This is a genomic window from Metabacillus sp. B2-18 (genome assembly GCF_021117275.1).
GTDB lineage: Bacteria > Bacillota > Bacilli > Bacillales > Bacillaceae > Metabacillus.
Genome location: NZ_CP088245.1, coordinates 1,408,644 through 1,423,485, shown reverse-complemented (window position 1 = coordinate 1,423,485; position 14,842 = coordinate 1,408,644). Strand labels below are relative to the sequence as shown.

At 35.9% G+C, this 14,842-nt stretch carries 15 protein-coding genes; 7 read left to right on the top strand and 8 right to left on the bottom strand.

The window, feature by feature from the left end; translation table 11 throughout:
- Nucleotides 1–122: 122 nt before the first annotated feature.
- Nucleotides 123–1,478 (top strand): amino acid permease, encoded by a 1,356-nt coding sequence (locus tag LPC09_RS07085; RefSeq protein ID WP_098798471.1) that lies wholly within the window; start codon nt 123–125, stop codon nt 1,476–1,478.
- Between the two features lie 411 nt (nt 1,479–1,889).
- On the opposite strand, the gene spoIIP is transcribed toward LPC09_RS07085, so the two are convergent.
- The 4 genes from spoIIP to LPC09_RS07065 all read right to left on the bottom strand — a co-directional run bounded on the left by spoIIP (nt 1,890) and on the right by LPC09_RS07065 (nt 5,271).
- Entirely contained in the window at nt 1,890–3,041 is a 1,152-nt protein-coding gene (spoIIP, locus tag LPC09_RS07080) for a stage II sporulation protein P (RefSeq protein ID WP_231309304.1), read from the bottom strand.
- Between the two features lie 112 nt (nt 3,042–3,153).
- The gene (locus LPC09_RS07075) at nt 3,154–4,335 is read right to left on the bottom strand and encodes an MFS transporter (protein WP_231309303.1); all 1,182 of its coding nucleotides are present in this window, start codon (nt 4,333–4,335) and stop codon (nt 3,154–3,156) included.
- A gap of 184 nt (nt 4,336–4,519) precedes the next feature.
- A complete protein-coding gene (locus tag LPC09_RS07070; protein WP_098798469.1) occupies nt 4,520–4,939 on the bottom strand; it encodes a hypothetical protein in 420 nt (139 codons plus the stop codon).
- Nucleotides 4,940–5,070: 131 nt separating this feature from the next.
- The gene (locus LPC09_RS07065; RefSeq protein WP_231309302.1) at nt 5,071–5,271 is read right to left on the bottom strand and encodes a YuzF family protein; all 201 of its coding nucleotides are present in this window, start codon (nt 5,269–5,271) and stop codon (nt 5,071–5,073) included.
- Nucleotides 5,272–5,648: 377 nt separating this feature from the next.
- On the opposite strand from LPC09_RS07065, the gene LPC09_RS07055 reads away from it, so the two are divergent.
- The 3 genes from LPC09_RS07055 to LPC09_RS07045 all read left to right on the top strand — a co-directional run bounded on the left by LPC09_RS07055 (nt 5,649) and on the right by LPC09_RS07045 (nt 8,499).
- The gene (locus LPC09_RS07055; protein ID WP_269217423.1) at nt 5,649–6,314 is read left to right on the top strand and encodes a carbohydrate ABC transporter permease; all 666 of its coding nucleotides are present in this window, start codon (nt 5,649–5,651) and stop codon (nt 6,312–6,314) included.
- A 34-nt stretch (nt 6,315–6,348) separates the two neighbouring features.
- Nucleotides 6,349–6,981, top strand: a complete 633-nt coding sequence (locus LPC09_RS07050; RefSeq protein ID WP_098798922.1) for a YesL family protein — start codon at nt 6,349–6,351, stop codon at nt 6,979–6,981.
- A gap of 183 nt (nt 6,982–7,164) precedes the next feature.
- Nucleotides 7,165–8,499, top strand: coding sequence for an ABC transporter substrate-binding protein (locus tag LPC09_RS07045; RefSeq protein WP_442920010.1), 1,335 nt, complete (start codon nt 7,165–7,167; stop codon nt 8,497–8,499).
- A 374-nt stretch (nt 8,500–8,873) separates the two neighbouring features.
- On the opposite strand, the gene LPC09_RS07040 is transcribed toward LPC09_RS07045, so the two are convergent.
- Entirely contained in the window at nt 8,874–9,764 is an 891-nt protein-coding gene (locus LPC09_RS07040; RefSeq protein ID WP_098798923.1) for a manganese catalase family protein, read from the bottom strand.
- Between the two features lie 23 nt (nt 9,765–9,787).
- Complete coding sequence (locus LPC09_RS07035; RefSeq protein WP_098798924.1) at nt 9,788–9,994, bottom strand: YuzF family protein; 207 nt, start codon at nt 9,992–9,994, stop codon at nt 9,788–9,790.
- A gap of 377 nt (nt 9,995–10,371) precedes the next feature.
- Between LPC09_RS07035 and LPC09_RS07025 the strand changes: the two genes are divergently transcribed.
- The 3 genes from LPC09_RS07025 (at nt 10,372) to LPC09_RS07015 (ending at nt 13,222) form a co-directional block, all read left to right on the top strand.
- On the top strand, nt 10,372–11,037 hold the full coding sequence (locus LPC09_RS07025) for a carbohydrate ABC transporter permease (RefSeq protein WP_269217423.1): 666 nt from the start codon (nt 10,372–10,374) through the stop codon (nt 11,035–11,037).
- Nucleotides 11,038–11,071: 34 nt separating this feature from the next.
- On the top strand, nt 11,072–11,704 hold the full coding sequence (locus LPC09_RS07020) for a YesL family protein (protein ID WP_098798922.1): 633 nt from the start codon (nt 11,072–11,074) through the stop codon (nt 11,702–11,704).
- Nucleotides 11,705–11,887: 183 nt separating this feature from the next.
- Nucleotides 11,888–13,222 (top strand): ABC transporter substrate-binding protein, encoded by a 1,335-nt coding sequence (locus LPC09_RS07015; RefSeq protein WP_442920010.1) that lies wholly within the window; start codon nt 11,888–11,890, stop codon nt 13,220–13,222.
- Nucleotides 13,223–13,596: 374 nt separating this feature from the next.
- Here the strand turns inward: LPC09_RS07015 and LPC09_RS07010 are convergent, their stop codons facing one another.
- Entirely contained in the window at nt 13,597–14,487 is an 891-nt protein-coding gene (locus LPC09_RS07010) for a manganese catalase family protein (protein WP_098798923.1), read from the bottom strand.
- A gap of 23 nt (nt 14,488–14,510) precedes the next feature.
- The gene (locus LPC09_RS07005) at nt 14,511–14,717 is read right to left on the bottom strand and encodes a YuzF family protein (RefSeq protein ID WP_098798924.1); all 207 of its coding nucleotides are present in this window, start codon (nt 14,715–14,717) and stop codon (nt 14,511–14,513) included.
- Between the last annotated feature and the right edge of the window lie 125 nt (nt 14,718–14,842).

Here is a 14,842-nt window from a genome sequence, read left to right as displayed (position 1 = left end):
TTACTATTGTAAGGGGTTTTTAAATGAAGATTAGCTTTCTATTTCGGAAAGCAACCGAAACTTTACATAATAACTCAGTTCTTTGAAACCCTATTGATTAGGGAGTTTTAGGAGGGTATTGTATGGCAAAGTCTGAAAAAAACACATCACAAGGCAACTTGACATGGTGGCAGTTATCACTAATAGGAATTGGATGTACGATTGGGACAGGTTATTTTCTAGGATCTGGAATTGGGGTTGAAATTGCTGGTCCTTCCATTGTTTTCTCGTTTTTATTAGCTGCCCTTGGAACTTTTATTGTTTATAATGTTTTAGCAAAAATGACTGCTAAAGACCCACAGGAAGGCTCATTTTGCTATTATGCTGGAAAAGCATTTGGTAAGTGGGCTGCATTTGGTTGTGGATGGAATTATTGGAGTTCAAATATTCTTGTAATGGGAAGTCAATTAACAGCACTAGCCATTTTGTCACAATTTTGGTTTCCTAATGTTCCTTTATGGATTTTCTCAGCAGGGTATGCTGTACTTTCCATCCTTGTTGTGATTTCTGGAACGAGTGGGTTTGATAAAATGGAAGACATTTTTGCTGTTGTGAAGTTTGCTGCTATTGTTATGTTCATCATTCTTGCCTTAGCCGCACTCTTTGGATGGATAGGTGGTGGAAACGCAAAACCAACAGGTGTGCCTGTCGCACCTAAGGAACTTTTTCCAGATGGTTTTAAAGGTTTTTATGCTTCACTCATTTATGCCTTCTATGCATATGGCGGAATCGAAGTTATTGGATTAAAAGCAATGCAATTAAAGGATAAAAAGGATGCACCAAAAGCTGGATCTTTCATGTTAATTAGCTTAACTACCGTATATGTATTATCGTTAGGACTCGCTGTTTCACTAGTTGCATTTGATAAATTTAGTGACAAAGAAAGCCCATTTGTCACTGCTTTATCTGACTTTCATTTGCCATTTTTCCCACATGTTTTTAATGGCGCCATTATTATTGCTGGTTTTTCAACAATGACAGCCGCTTTATATGGAGTAACAAACCTCCTTGTTACCCTTGCTGATGATGGAGATGCACCAGCTGTGTTCTCAAAGAAATTAAAGTTTAAAAGCTTACCTTTACCTTCATTAATTCTTGCAACAGTTGGGCTTATTTCCTCAATTGTTACTGCTTTATTGTTACCAGGAAAAATATACGAATATATTACAACAGCAGCAGGAATTTTGCTGCTATACAACTGGATCTTTATTATTTGTTCTTCATTTAAACTTCTGAAGCTAAAAGCTTGGAATAAAATTTTAGGATATATTGGCTTAATACTTCTCCTCGCCGCAATCAGCGGAACCTTGTTTGAAAAGTCAATACGACCAGGTTTTTACATTAGTATATTATTTGTTACCATTATCGGGATGATTTGTTTAATTATGAGAAAGCATTGGAAAAACCCTAAATCTAATAGCAAAGTGAAATATTATTGATATTTTGAGGCCTCAGTATATTAGCGCATGATACATCGTATGTCCAAAGTGAAATTGAATTGATGCAAGCGAGATTACTAAGGTTATCGTTGTTTGTGCACAGGGAATCAGGACAGGAAACAGTCTTAATTGTTGAGTTCTGTCTCGATACTTAGGGTATCGGGACAGAAACTACTCTTTAGAATAAAACCCTGTCTCAGTTCCTCCGATATCAGGACAAAATTCTACCATAAGACGTAAACCCTGTCTCAATAAAAAGCAAATCGGACCAAAAAATCAAGCCTTCTTCCTTTATCCCCTAAATGGGCCATTGCCCATTTCTAAAAACTCACCTTGTGTATAATAGTAATAATCTTCTCCATTTCCATGTCTCTCGAAGAAGACATGCTTTTACTCCACCTTCCAAAAATATCACTGTCCATCCACTTCTTTTGCCTCATTTTCCCAATGATATTCAGAAAGAATATCAGCAAAAACATCAACTGTTCTTTCAAGCTCATCAAGATTATTATCTACTCCACCTATTTCAATCAACATTGCTTTATTAGAAACATCTTGATTATAAACACCATTACCCTCACTTTTTGATTTTAAGAATACACCTCGACTAATTCCTGGATATTTTTTCTCGAGTTTTTGATGTAAAGTCTTGGCAAAATCAAGATTTTCTAAATAGTTTTCATTTTCTTTTCCCACAACAAAATAGAGTCGCGCGTAAGTCTCTCCATTAATCGTTTTTGTCGTAATGTTTTTTCTTGCAGAATCACGATGAATATCAATGTAATATACATATTCACTATTTGTTGCCGTCGCTGCTTGATCTACAATTGTTCCAGAAACGGTATAGGCCTTCGTTGACTTCCAACCTTTTTGTTGTAGCTCTTGAGTCATATTTGTTTTATCGTGCTGTACACCAATTCCCTTTTTCATTAGATTTTCAGTTAAACGATTTCCAAGGCCAATTACATTTACACGCTCATCCGAACTAATTGCCTCACTTGGCTGTTCAGCCCCCTCCAATAATGGTAAAAAAGACTCCCAGCTATGGCTCTGATAGATAAACACTGTTTTTTCTTCTGGATTCGTTATTTGTTCATTGTTATCTTCTGTTGTTCTTCCCTTTAATTCTTCCTCCACAACTTTTCTTTCCTGAAGTAAAATTTCGGTTGGTGGGGGAGATTCATATGGTATGTTGCTAAGATTCGTTCCTTCACCTGCAACTGCTATCTCTGTATCATATAATCTAAGACCAGGTAATTCATTTCCTAGAAAGGTCCTTGCGTCAGTTGGTTTTACACTTGTTGCAAGCTGAATGGCTAAGGTAGATAAATTAGATGCTGTTAATAAGGGGTTTTCAGATTCTGGATAGAAATAATGATTTTCAAACTGGAGAAAATGTACAAATAACAGTTCTGTGTTTAGTTCACCGATCGTTCTCTGGATACTTCTTGAATCCACAGTAACATTCATCGAAATCAGAAAGCCAATTAAGAAGAACATGAGGAGGATTATTAGAATAGGTATATAAACAAGTTTTAAAATGAATGGTCTTGTAGATCTCACTGTACAACCCCCTTCACTTATATATATGAATAGCAGGAGATTGTATGGCTAATTTTTCTAACTTTAAACTTGAAAAGGCCACTATGTAGTCGATATACACAGCGGCCATCTTTTAACTAACACTTCCCATTTCAATTTGCTTGAGTTCGGCTTTTCTCTCCTTTTTATAAAATATAAGAAAACCAATCAAACCTAAAAACGATGAACCTGCTAGTAAGAAATACAGCGTCGATCCCCCGAAGTTTTCAAAAATAATTCCTCCAACTGAAGATCCGATGATTCCTGTTATTCCAAAGGAAATACCTACAAATACCATGTGGCCTGTTGCTTGTAACTCCTCAGGAACGACTTTATACAAATACTCCAGAGCACCTAAAAAAACGATAGCAAAACAAATTCCATGTAAAACTTGAATACTTAAGAGCATCGCTGGATCCTGCGAAAGCGCTGTTAATATCCAGCGAATACAATAAAGAACTGAGGCGATTATAATATATTTAATTGGGCTAGAAGAACGAAACCATTTGGCACTTAAGAAAAACAGAAGTGCTTCACTTGATACACCAATAAACCATATCCACCCAACTAACATTTCGTTCCCACCTATTTCAAACAAATATAAACTAATAAACGAATCACTAGTTCGGTGTGTAAGCAAAACTAACGAAATCAAGATAAAAAATGCCGTTAAGGTTGGATCTTTAAAAAACATACCAATGTCTTTATAGTTCACTTTTTTGCTACCAGCTTTTGCATCAGTTAACGTCAATGAAAGTAAGCAAGTAGAAATCGCGAGAACAGTAATGGGAATCGCTAAAAATCCAATCCCAAACTTCGATAGTAAAAAGCCACTAAATAATGAAACGAGCGCAAAGCCAATAGATCCCCACATCCTAATTGATCCAAATGTGACGGAGTGAATTTGAGATTGTCTTTTTGCAAGATTATCAGCCAGTGGATTAAGTGGTGAGAAAAAAAAGAAAAAGAGAGATCCCGCTATAATAATCCATAAAAATGAATCAATCTGAAACAGCCAAATTACACTTACCGAAAATCCTATTAAACAAGAGAATAAAACTTTTTTCACTGTCTTATACTTGTCACTAGCATATCCCCATAGCGGCTGAGCAATCAAGCCGACAAATGGACCAATTGCCAAAAACCAGCCAATTTGAGAGCTAGAAAATCCTTTATGCTGAAAGTAAATTGGAAGAAAGCTAACAACCATTGATCCGATAGCGCTAACGAAAAACATAAATGTTCTTAATGGTACAAGGGAGTTTTGTTTTATCATAAAAAAATCCTTTTGTTTTATTTGCAAGTATGAGATAAAATATAAACATTTTCATACTTACATATCTTAGAAGTTTAGTTATCAATTTTTCTATTATAAAACATCTTCTCCAGAAATGTAAGGGTTTCAATTTTCCAAAAGAAAAAACACCAGCGTACTAGTGTCTTTCCATAAAGTCGTGAAATTATTCAACATTTTCTGAAGCACGAATCGCTTCCTTTTCTTTTAAGTAGTTCAAGTAATTCATTTTATCTTCTAATTCTCTTTCTAAGTAACCCATGTACGCGAATAATAAACTAATATCCTTAGATATTTCATTATCCTTTTCTCGGACATATTTTTCTCTTATCTTTTTAACCTCTTTTTTCACAATCCACCGCTCTTGATTAACTCCTTCTTCTACTACGTCAAAACCTTTTACATCAGCTGACGTAATAAGCTCTATCCCCATAAAGCGTTTCACAGGTTTTTTTTCATGTTTATTAATGATATAAACAAACTTTTCTGATTCGAGCTCCAAAAGCGCGTCAGGATGAATCTTAATTGACTTTGGGATTACATCTTGATTTACAATAAATTCTTTTAATTGATCAACCATCTTCATTACTAATGCCCCCATTTCTATGAATGTCGATAAATTGACGATTAGTACAAACCTATTCAAAGGCTGTTTAAAAAAGTACCGAATCAAAATAGGAGCTTACAACGAAAAAAGGTCTAAAATAAAAACAGACCCTAAAATAGGGCCTGTTGGATGGTTTTTCGAATAAAAAAGGGAGTTCCGTTAGATTCGACAACAATGTGATCTGGCAATACATTTTTCAGGGAACCACGAACGCTACCTCTTATGGTTTGAACTGTAACCATCTTACCAACAATTGTTGTTAATGTCTGATAAACATAGGGATCATAAAAGGATAACATGTTGTTTGTCATTTAGATTCTCCTATTCTAATGTCATTCTTACTGAGTATATGTTTCTCGATATGAAAAAAGACTGAAAAACAACGGTTCAATTGACTGTTTTTTTCGAAGGTGCAAAAGTATTACTTAGCTTTACATTTCTTATAGACGTTCATGAGGAGATAATGGCAGAGGGAAAAACAATGGTAGGTGTTATTGAAGGAGATGCTGTGCCTCAATTAGCGGAGTATTATAAAAAAGGGATGTTTCCATTAGATAAAATTAGTAAAGTTCTATGAGTTTGCGAAGATTAATGAGGATTTTGAGGATTCTAAAAAGGTATGGCCATCAAACCGATTGTGCAATTAGGATGATGCAACTCTGTTCGTTTTGCTTATGGAACTAGTGTAATGATATTAATGTATATTTTTACACAAGCTGGTAATTATTGGGGCTGGTATATGAACAGCTTGACCATTTCAGCGATTACGATTGTACTATCGTTATTTTTCTCTTCAATGGTCGGGTATGCACTTGCGTTATATGACTTTAAAGGAAGAAATCTAATTTTTGGGTTTGTGCTATTTATTTTAATGGTTCCATTTGAAATTCTTATGCTTCCACTCTTCCAATTAATGATTAGTATGAATTTAATTAATACGTACACAGCTGTTATTCTACCTGCTGTAGTTGCACCGATAGCAGTATTCTTCTTCAGACAATATGCCATTGGTCTTCCAAAAGAATTAATGGATGCGGCAAGGATTGATGGAGCTACAGAGTATGGAATTTTCTTTAGGATTATGCTACCGCTTATGGGGCCATCAATGGCAGCAATGGCAATTCTTCAGGGATTAGGAAGCTGGAACAATTTCTTATGGCCATTAATTGTTTTAAGATCGAACGATATGTTTACATTACCAATCGGCTTAGCAACGTTACTAACACCTTATGGAAATAATTATGATGTGCTCATTGCAGGTTCTGTTATGACCATTATTCCAATCATTATTCTCTTTGTCTTTTTCCAACGGTACTTTGTTGCAGGACTTACAGTTGGTGGAGTGAAGGGATAAACCTATTTCGGATCTAAAGAGGTGGAGTATTGATATGAATGGGAAAGAAATTGTATCAAAATTAGATTTTATACTTCAATGGATTTTCCGCCTTGTTGTGCTGAATGTAATGTGGATTTTCTATTCAGTTCTTGGACTAATTGTAGCAGGTATCTTTCCATCTACTGCCGCTATGTTAAGTGTAGCTCGAAAGTGGATTCTGGGTGAACATGATATCAAGATTTTCCAAACATTTAAGAAAACATATCGTCAAGAATTTGCTACAGCCAATATATTGGGATGGATTTTAACAATAACTGGAGTTATTCTGTATTTTAATTTTCAATTAATGAAGAATTCGGTAAGTGTGTTCTCTATTGTAACTCCTTTTGCCTTTTATTTAATGGTTTTCTTCTATATGATTCTATTAATTTGGGCTTTTCCAATGCTTGTTCATTATAAAGCTACCTGGAGACAGCATCTTAAGAATGCCATTATTGTAGGTTTATCAAAACTTCATTATACCCTCATGTGTGGTTTGAAGATTTTTTTTGTATTGTATCTATCTTTAAGTTATCCGGGAATCATTCCATTTTTCACGATTAGTGCCTTAGGGATAGGGGTGATGTGGGTTACGTTGCGAGTCTTTACTAAAATGGATCAGGGAGTAAAGGTGAAGTCGCTATAAAGTGCGGAGGTTTCTATTATTTTCTACCTAAGTGAAAATACTTTCAGCTATGAGTATGCATAATTGTTAATTTGTAAGCGCTTATCCTGTAGTTAGCAAACTTAAGGGAGGTGAATCTATCGAATTAATTCTGTTATGAAAAAACTCTAGGCTTTTAAAAATGATAAACAAGGGGGAAGAAAATTGAAAAGGTCGTTATCGGTACTTTTAGGATTACTTATGTGTTTTGTATTAGCGGCATGTAATGGTGGAGGAGACTCGGCATCTGGTGAGGCAACTGAAAAGGAAGTTATAGGTGGAGATGTTGAAGATGCAACCGAATTAAAGTATTGGACATTTGTTGAACTGCACATGGATTTCTTTAAAGACGCGGTTCCTCGTTGGAATGAACTTCACCCAGATAAACCGATTAAACTTGTTGCTGAAACATTCCCTTACGATCAAATGCATAACAACTTATTATTAGCGCTACAGTCTGGTAAAGGTGCACCTGATATTTCTGATATTGAAGTTGGTCGTTTTCCGAACTTTTTACAAGGTGAACCACAGCTTTTACCTATGAATGAATATGTTGAACCAGAAATGGATAACTTCATCCAATCAAGATTTGACATATATGCTAAGGATGGTAATTACTACGGTATGCCTACACATGTTGGTGCGACTGTCATGTATTATAACAAAGAAATTATGGACCAAGCTGGTGTTGATATAGATTCAATCAAAACTTGGGATGACTATGTAGAAGCGGGTAAAAAGGTCGTTGAAAACACTGATGCTGTTATGACAACAGTTCATACGGGTGATGCAACTACTTTCCAGCAAATGATCAGTCAACAAGGTTCTGACTTATTTGATGATGAGGGTAATTTAACAATAGATAGCCCTGAAAACATCAAAACACTTTCTTTGTTGAATGATATGCTTAATACACATAAAATTGCAGAGTTAACACCTGGTGGCGAGCCACATGCTGAAGAGTTTTATGCATTTATGAATGAAGGAAAAGCGGCATCTATCTCTATGCCAATGTGGTATATGGGACGTTTCACAGATTATATGCCTGACCTAAAAGGTAAAATGGTGATACGACCAATGCCTGCTTGGGAAGAAGGTGGAGATCGCTCGGTAGGTATTGGTGGAACTGGTACCGTTGTTACAAATCAAACTGAGCATGCTGAGCTTGCAAAGGAATTCCTGGCATTTGCAAAACTTTCTAAGGAAGCAAATATTAAACTATGGACAGTTCTGGGCTTTGATCCACCTCGTTGGGATGTGTGGGAAGATCCGGCGGTTCAAGAGGATAACAAATTCTATCAATATTTCGGTACGGATATTTTTGATACATTACTTGAGATCAAAGACGAAATTAATGGTATTAACGTAACAGAACAATATCCAGATGTTCTAACCGAGTTAAATACCAATACATTAAATAATGTACTAAGACAGAAATCTGAATCTCCTGAAGATGCTTTAAAGAAAGCACAGGAAACAGTTGAAGCAAATATGCAGTAGGTATTTTTTAAAGGGTTGGAACACTTTCGTTTCAGCCCTTTTGGGTGTTATAGAATTAGATTGTTGGTGAAAGTCAGTTTAGAGTTAGCACCAAGATTCACCACCCATTTACTATGTAATTATATAATTATGAATCCTAAAATTCTATAATGCGTACTTCGACCATGAACAATTAGTAACACCTAGTGGTATAAAATTGGCTATGGTTGCCCTAAATGAATTGAAAACAAGGAAAAACTGTCATAAGACGACTTCAAACTGATTCTATCAAAGTGTCAAATTGGATTGTTGAAGTATGAATGAAAATAGCGAACAGTGGCTGCTGCCGTTCGCTAAAGAAATCCAAATTTCATTAATATTTCCTGCAAAATTCATTATAACTTTTCCATTAGACGTTTTTTGATTAATTCATAATCGTCCCTAGTAATACCAGGAGCAAATTCTTCAGGTAATTCCTCTAAGTCTGGTATGGGTCCCCCCTCAGGAGCACCAATTTTCACTTCCAGTGGATGCCCATTTTCCGGATTAGTTCCTTTCCAAATCATTCCAATATCCCTGTATTCTGTTTCGCTCCATGTGTAAAGCACATTGCTTAAGCCTTTTTCTATGAATGGCCTAGCATAATCAAATTTTGAGTTATCAAGATTTGGAACTGGAAGCATTTTCGTTAAGTCTACCCCTGTCACAATTTCGATTGCTTTCGCATAGGCGAGGACATGTGTTCCTCCACGAACAAGTAAATACCCAATCATTTCTCGAGCAACTGGGTTATCAGTCATCTCATAAACTCTCATTTTATGTGTACGTGCACCAATTTCTAGAAAAAAGTTATGTGTTAAATCTAAAACCAGATTACCACTATTAAATACATTATCACCAGTCCAAGGTCTTCCCATCGAATCACCTGGTATAGCCGTTTGAGCAGTAGAGATAAAGTGGTGGGTGTTTCTAGCATCCTTCCCATTTTGGAGTGGAGTGATATCCGGATCCCCCGGAAACGTATTACCTACCGATAACAAATTAATTGTATTAGAAACAAGTTCTACATGACCAATTTCTTCTGCTGTAATGCTAGCTACTAACTCATAGAATGGTTTTAGCTTTTTTTTATTTCTGAAGTTAAAAGACTGAAACATATAGTTATTTAAGGTAGACATCTCCCCAAACTTGCCACCCAAGAGCTCTTGTACTGCAGCAGCAGCATTCATATCACCGTGTTCAGGTATAGGAAGTTCAATTGGCAATTTATTTATTCTTTTAAACATTATTTTCCCTCCACTTCTATTTGTTAACCAGGAAAAACCCAAATAATTTGCTGGGTTCGAATAAAAAAGGGAGTTCCGTTAGATTCGACAACAATGTGATCTGGCAATACATTTTTCAGGGAACCACGAACGCTACCTCTTATGGTTTGAACTGTAACCATCTTACCAACAATTGTTGTTAATGTCTGATAAACATAGGGATCATAAAAGGATAACATGTTGTTTGTCATTTAGATTCTCCTATTCTAATGTCATTCTTACTGAGTATATGTTTCTCGATATGAAAAAAGACTGAAAAACAACGGTTCAATTGACTGTTTTTTTCGAAGGTGCAAAAGTATTACTTAGCTTTACATTTCTTATAGACGTTCATGAGGAGATAATGGCAGAGGGAAAAACAATGGTAGGTGTTATTGAAGGAGATGCTGTGCCTCAATTAGCGGAGTATTATAAAAAAGGGATGTTTCCATTAGATAAAATTAGTAAAGTTCTATGAGTTTGCGAAGATTAATGAGGATTTTGAGGATTCTAAAAAGGTATGGCCATCAAACCGATTGTGCAATTAGGATGATGCAACTCTGTTCGTTTTGCTTATGGAACTAGTGTAATGATATTAATGTATATTTTTACACAAGCTGGTAATTATTGGGGCTGGTATATGAACAGCTTGACCATTTCAGCGATTACGATTGTACTATCGTTATTTTTCTCTTCAATGGTCGGGTATGCACTTGCGTTATATGACTTTAAAGGAAGAAATCTAATTTTTGGGTTTGTGCTATTTATTTTAATGGTTCCATTTGAAATTCTTATGCTTCCACTCTTCCAATTAATGATTAGTATGAATTTAATTAATACGTACACAGCTGTTATTCTACCTGCTGTAGTTGCACCGATAGCAGTATTCTTCTTCAGACAATATGCCATTGGTCTTCCAAAAGAATTAATGGATGCGGCAAGGATTGATGGAGCTACAGAGTATGGAATTTTCTTTAGGATTATGCTACCGCTTATGGGGCCATCAATGGCAGCAATGGCAATTCTTCAGGGATTAGGAAGCTGGAACAATTTCTTATGGCCATTAATTGTTTTAAGATCGAACGATATGTTTACATTACCAATCGGCTTAGCAACGTTACTAACACCTTATGGAAATAATTATGATGTGCTCATTGCAGGTTCTGTTATGACCATTATTCCAATCATTATTCTCTTTGTCTTTTTCCAACGGTACTTTGTTGCAGGACTTACAGTTGGTGGAGTGAAGGGATAAACCTATTTCGGATCTAAAGAGGTGGAGTATTGATATGAATGGGAAAGAAATTGTATCAAAATTAGATTTTATACTTCAATGGATTTTCCGCCTTGTTGTGCTGAATGTAATGTGGATTTTCTATTCAGTTCTTGGACTAATTGTAGCAGGTATCTTTCCATCTACTGCCGCTATGTTAAGTGTAGCTCGAAAGTGGATTCTGGGTGAACATGATATCAAGATTTTCCAAACATTTAAGAAAACATATCGTCAAGAATTTGCTACAGCCAATATATTGGGATGGATTTTAACAATAACTGGAGTTATTCTGTATTTTAATTTTCAATTAATGAAGAATTCGGTAAGTGTGTTCTCTATTGTAACTCCTTTTGCCTTTTATTTAATGGTTTTCTTCTATATGATTCTATTAATTTGGGCTTTTCCAATGCTTGTTCATTATAAAGCTACCTGGAGACAGCATCTTAAGAATGCCATTATTGTAGGTTTATCAAAACTTCATTATACCCTCATGTGTGGTTTGAAGATTTTTTTTGTATTGTATCTATCTTTAAGTTATCCGGGAATCATTCCATTTTTCACGATTAGTGCCTTAGGGATAGGGGTGATGTGGGTTACGTTGCGAGTCTTTACTAAAATGGATCAGGGAGTAAAGGTGAAGTCGCTATAAAGTGCGGAGGTTTCTATTATTTTCTACCTAAGTGAAAATACTTTCAGCTATGAGTATGCATAATTGTTAATTTGTAAGCGCTTATCCTGTAGTTAGCAAACTTAAGGGAGGTGAATCTATCGAATTAATTCTGTTATGAAAAAACTCTAGGCTTTTAAAAATGATAAACAAGGGGGAAGAAAATTGAAAAGGTCGTTATCGGTACTTTTAGGATTACTTATGTGTTTTGTATTAGCGGCATGTAATGGTGGAGGAGACTCGGCATCTGGTGAGGCAACTGAAAAGGAAGTTATAGGTGGAGATGTTGAAGATGCAACCGAATTAAAGTATTGGACATTTGTTGAACTGCACATGGATTTCTTTAAAGACGCGGTTCCTCGTTGGAATGAACTTCACCCAGATAAACCGATTAAACTTGTTGCTGAAACATTCCCTTACGATCAAATGCATAACAACTTATTATTAGCGCTACAGTCTGGTAAAGGTGCACCTGATATTTCTGATATTGAAGTTGGTCGTTTTCCGAACTTTTTACAAGGTGAACCACAGCTTTTACCTATGAATGAATATGTTGAACCAGAAATGGATAACTTCATCCAATCAAGATTTGACATATATGCTAAGGATGGTAATTACTACGGTATGCCTACACATGTTGGTGCGACTGTCATGTATTATAACAAAGAAATTATGGACCAAGCTGGTGTTGATATAGATTCAATCAAAACTTGGGATGACTATGTAGAAGCGGGTAAAAAGGTCGTTGAAAACACTGATGCTGTTATGACAACAGTTCATACGGGTGATGCAACTACTTTCCAGCAAATGATCAGTCAACAAGGTTCTGACTTATTTGATGATGAGGGTAATTTAACAATAGATAGCCCTGAAAACATCAAAACACTTTCTTTGTTGAATGATATGCTTAATACACATAAAATTGCAGAGTTAACACCTGGTGGCGAGCCACATGCTGAAGAGTTTTATGCATTTATGAATGAAGGAAAAGCGGCATCTATCTCTATGCCAATGTGGTATATGGGACGTTTCACAGATTATATGCCTGACCTAAAAGGTAAAATGGTGATACGACCAATGCCTGCTTGGGAAGAAGGTGGAGATCGCTCGGTAGGTATTGGTGGAACTGGTACCGTTGTTACAAATCAAACTGAGCATGCTGAGCTTGCAAAGGAATTCCTGGCATTTGCAAAACTTTCTAAGGAAGCAAATATTAAACTATGGACAGTTCTGGGCTTTGATCCACCTCGTTGGGATGTGTGGGAAGATCCGGCGGTTCAAGAGGATAACAAATTCTATCAATATTTCGGTACGGATATTTTTGATACATTACTTGAGATCAAAGACGAAATTAATGGTATTAACGTAACAGAACAATATCCAGATGTTCTAACCGAGTTAAATACCAATACATTAAATAATGTACTAAGACAGAAATCTGAATCTCCTGAAGATGCTTTAAAGAAAGCACAGGAAACAGTTGAAGCAAATATGCAGTAGGTATTTTTTAAAGGGTTGGAACACTTTCGTTTCAGCCCTTTTGGGTGTTATAGAATTAGATTGTTGGTGAAAGTCAGTTTAGAGTTAGCACCAAGATTCACCACCCATTTACTATGTAATTATATAATTATGAATCCTAAAATTCTATAATGCGTACTTCGACCATGAACAATTAGTAACACCTAGTGGTATAAAATTGGCTATGGTTGCCCTAAATGAATTGAAAACAAGGAAAAACTGTCATAAGACGACTTCAAACTGATTCTATCAAAGTGTCAAATTGGATTGTTGAAGTATGAATGAAAATAGCGAACAGTGGCTGCTGCCGTTCGCTAAAGAAATCCAAATTTCATTAATATTTCCTGCAAAATTCATTATAACTTTTCCATTAGACGTTTTTTGATTAATTCATAATCGTCCCTAGTAATACCAGGAGCAAATTCTTCAGGTAATTCCTCTAAGTCTGGTATGGGTCCCCCCTCAGGAGCACCAATTTTCACTTCCAGTGGATGCCCATTTTCCGGATTAGTTCCTTTCCAAATCATTCCAATATCCCTGTATTCTGTTTCGCTCCATGTGTAAAGCACATTGCTTAAGCCTTTTTCTATGAATGGCCTAGCATAATCAAATTTTGAGTTATCAAGATTTGGAACTGGAAGCATTTTCGTTAAGTCTACCCCTGTCACAATTTCGATTGCTTTCGCATAGGCGAGGACATGTGTTCCTCCACGAACAAGTAAATACCCAATCATTTCTCGAGCAACTGGGTTATCAGTCATCTCATAAACTCTCATTTTATGTGTACGTGCACCAATTTCTAGAAAAAAGTTATGTGTTAAATCTAAAACCAGATTACCACTATTAAATACATTATCACCAGTCCAAGGTCTTCCCATCGAATCACCTGGTATAGCCGTTTGAGCAGTAGAGATAAAGTGGTGGGTGTTTCTAGCATCCTTCCCATTTTGGAGTGGAGTGATATCCGGATCCCCCGGAAACGTATTACCTACCGATAACAAATTAATTGTATTAGAAACAAGTTCTACATGACCAATTTCTTCTGCTGTAATGCTAGCTACTAACTCATAGAATGGTTTTAGCTTTTTTTTATTTCTGAAGTTAAAAGACTGAAACATATAGTTATTTAAGGTAGACATCTCCCCAAACTTGCCACCCAAGAGCTCTTGTACTGCAGCAGCAGCATTCATATCACCGTGTTCAGGTATAGGAAGTTCAATTGGCAATTTATTTATTCTTTTAAACATTATTTTCCCTCCACTTCTATTTGTTAACCAGGAAAAACCCAAATAATTTGCTGGGTTCGAATAAAAAAGGGAGTTCCGTTAGATTCGACAACAATGTGATCTGGCAATACATTTTTCAGGGAACCACGAACGCTACCTCTTATGGTTTGAACTGTAACCATCTTACCAACAATTGTTGTTAATGTCTGATAAACATAGGGATCATAAAAGGATAACATGTTGTTTGTCATTTAGATTCTCCTATTCTAATGTCATTCTTACTGAGTATATGTTTCTCGATATGAAAAAAGACTGAAAAACAACGGTTCAATTGACTGTTTTTTTCGAAGGTGCAAAAGTATTACTTAGCTTTACA

What these genes read in the sequence shown, in the direction of transcription:
- LPC09_RS07085 (WP_098798471.1), top strand. Translation starts at nt 123, where the DNA reads ATGGCAAAGTCTGAAAAAAACACATCACAAGGCAACTTGACATGGTGG.
- LPC09_RS07075 (WP_231309303.1), bottom strand. Translation starts at nt 4,335, where the DNA reads ATGATAAAACAAAACTCCCTTGTACCATTAAGAACATTTATGTTTTTC.
- LPC09_RS07070 (WP_098798469.1), bottom strand. Translation starts at nt 4,939, where the DNA reads ATGAAGATGGTTGATCAATTAAAAGAATTTATTGTAAATCAAGATGTA.
- LPC09_RS07065 (WP_231309302.1), bottom strand. Translation starts at nt 5,271, where the DNA reads ATGACAAACAACATGTTATCCTTTTATGATCCCTATGTTTATCAGACA.
- LPC09_RS07055 (WP_269217423.1), top strand. Translation starts at nt 5,649, where the DNA reads ATGATATTAATGTATATTTTTACACAAGCTGGTAATTATTGGGGCTGG.
- LPC09_RS07050 (WP_098798922.1), top strand. Translation starts at nt 6,349, where the DNA reads ATGAATGGGAAAGAAATTGTATCAAAATTAGATTTTATACTTCAATGG.
- LPC09_RS07040 (WP_098798923.1), bottom strand. Translation starts at nt 9,764, where the DNA reads ATGTTTAAAAGAATAAATAAATTGCCAATTGAACTTCCTATACCTGAA.
- LPC09_RS07035 (WP_098798924.1), bottom strand. Translation starts at nt 9,994, where the DNA reads ATGACAAACAACATGTTATCCTTTTATGATCCCTATGTTTATCAGACA.
- LPC09_RS07025 (WP_269217423.1), top strand. Translation starts at nt 10,372, where the DNA reads ATGATATTAATGTATATTTTTACACAAGCTGGTAATTATTGGGGCTGG.
- LPC09_RS07020 (WP_098798922.1), top strand. Translation starts at nt 11,072, where the DNA reads ATGAATGGGAAAGAAATTGTATCAAAATTAGATTTTATACTTCAATGG.
- LPC09_RS07010 (WP_098798923.1), bottom strand. Translation starts at nt 14,487, where the DNA reads ATGTTTAAAAGAATAAATAAATTGCCAATTGAACTTCCTATACCTGAA.
- LPC09_RS07005 (WP_098798924.1), bottom strand. Translation starts at nt 14,717, where the DNA reads ATGACAAACAACATGTTATCCTTTTATGATCCCTATGTTTATCAGACA.